At 76.9% G+C, this 1,739-nt stretch carries 1 protein-coding gene and 1 pseudogene; both read right to left on the reverse strand.

The window, feature by feature from the left end:
* The coding region (locus VQ03_RS34365; protein ID WP_048454384.1) for a hypothetical protein at window positions 1-490 on the reverse strand (490 nt) is incomplete at its 3' end.
* A gap of 7 nt (window positions 491-497) precedes the next feature.
* Window positions 498-1,739: pseudogene (locus VQ03_RS34845) on the reverse strand (hypothetical protein); the annotation flags it as partial.

Raw genomic sequence — 1,739 nt, forward strand, 5'->3', positions numbered from 1 at the left:
GCCGCGCCCCGCGGACACCACGCCCCCGCCGCCCACACCCGCCCCGGAAGGGCGGCGGCCAACCCCCACGGCAAGCCCGGCTTCTGCGTGGTGGGGCCCGCCGCCGCCCACCCCCTGAAAAACCGGCGCGTCCCGACCCCGCCGGCGGGACAGCCGCCGGCGCTGCCGGTTCGAGCGCGGCGAGCGGCGCCGCCAGCGTGTCGCGCTCGCTCCCCGCGGCGTCCCGCTCCCGCCGCGCCGCCCCCGCCTCGGCCTGCGCCGCGTCCCCCCCCGCCAGCGCCGCCGCGTCGATCCCCGCCAGCACCGCCGTGAGCGGGAACCCCGCCGCCTCGGCCTGCGCCGGCGTCAGCGCCCCGCTCGCCACGAACTGCGCCTCGCTCGATCCGGGCGGCGTCACGTGCCGGCCCAGCACCACGTGCCAGGCCGGCGGCTCGGACGACCCCGCCGGCCGGCCGCGATACAGGAACTCGTACAGGTAGGTGTCGGCCATGATGCCCTCACGCCGCGACCGGGCTGTCATCCGACAGCCGGCGCCAGTTGCCGTTGGAGTGGCACGCAGCCACCCCCGTGCCGGAGCCCGCCGCCTCGCCCAGCTTGCGCGCGTTGCTCACGAAGACCACGCGGCCGGCGCCGCCCGCGGGCAGCGTCGCGACCGTGAAGGAGGGCAGCCCGACGTACCCGCCGAACTGCGCGCCTCCCGTCACCTGCAAGGCCGCCGCGACGGACACCGCGCCGGTGAAGCTCGCCCCGCTGTCGGGGTCGAAGGTCACCAGCGTCGCCTGTGCCGTCGTCCCCCGCTTGCACGCCGACAACGAGATCGCCGTGCCCTGCGCCGTGGCCGTGAACGCCTCGGCCGCCATGAAGTTGAGCCGGCCGGTATAGTCCGCAAACCCGCTGCCGGAGACGTAGCCGCCGGCCCCGAACAGGCCCATGGCGTCGCCCGCCCCGGTCGCGGCCGGCGACGCCGCGGTGCCGCTCGCCCGCCGGAGCGTGAAGAACGCCTGGCCGCCATAGGCCTCCGCGCTGATGACCGAGAGCGCGCCGTCGGCGCCGACGAGGCGCATCGCGCTCCCGCTCGGGGCCGCGGGCAGGCTGGCGGTGGCGGTCGCGTTGCGGTTGAGGGTCAGCGAGGCATGGGTGGGGCTGTCGCCGGCGCCGAGCCCCAGCGCCGTCGCCCCCTGCGCCGCGGTGCCGGTGAGGACGGTCCGGCCGGAGGCGCTGGCGTTGGTGATCTCGGCCGCGGCCGGGCCGGTCACCGGCTTGCCGGAGGCGCGCACGAAGTCGCGGATCGTCCAGTTGCCCGACGCGTCCGAGGTCGCGAGCGCCGTATCCCCGGCCGCGGTGGTGATGCTGGTCCCGCCCGGCAGAATCAGGGTGGTGGAATTGTGCGTCAGCGTCGCGGCCGCGGTGAAGCGCAGCAGCCGCACCCGGTTGGCCGCAGTGCCGAAGCTGGTGACCGTGCCGGACCCGGTGAGGGCGACCCGCAGGCACCCCAACCCGCCGAGGTCGACCGTGCCGGCGATCGGCGCCGAGGCCTCCGCCGCGGTGAGGTCGAGGCCGCCGGTGCTGCGGTCGACCCGCAGCGCCTCGCGCCAGGTGCCGCCATCGGCCGAGACCTTCAGGCGCAGGTCGTCGTCGCCGGTCAGGCCGATCTCGGCCCGGCCGGAGAAGCCGGACAGCAACAGCAGCGACAGGGTGTTGCCGGCGGCCTCCTTGTTGAGGGTGTAGCGCAGATCCCC

Source organism: Methylobacterium tarhaniae (assembly GCF_001043955.1).
Classification (GTDB): Bacteria; Pseudomonadota; Alphaproteobacteria; order Rhizobiales; family Beijerinckiaceae; genus Methylobacterium; species Methylobacterium tarhaniae.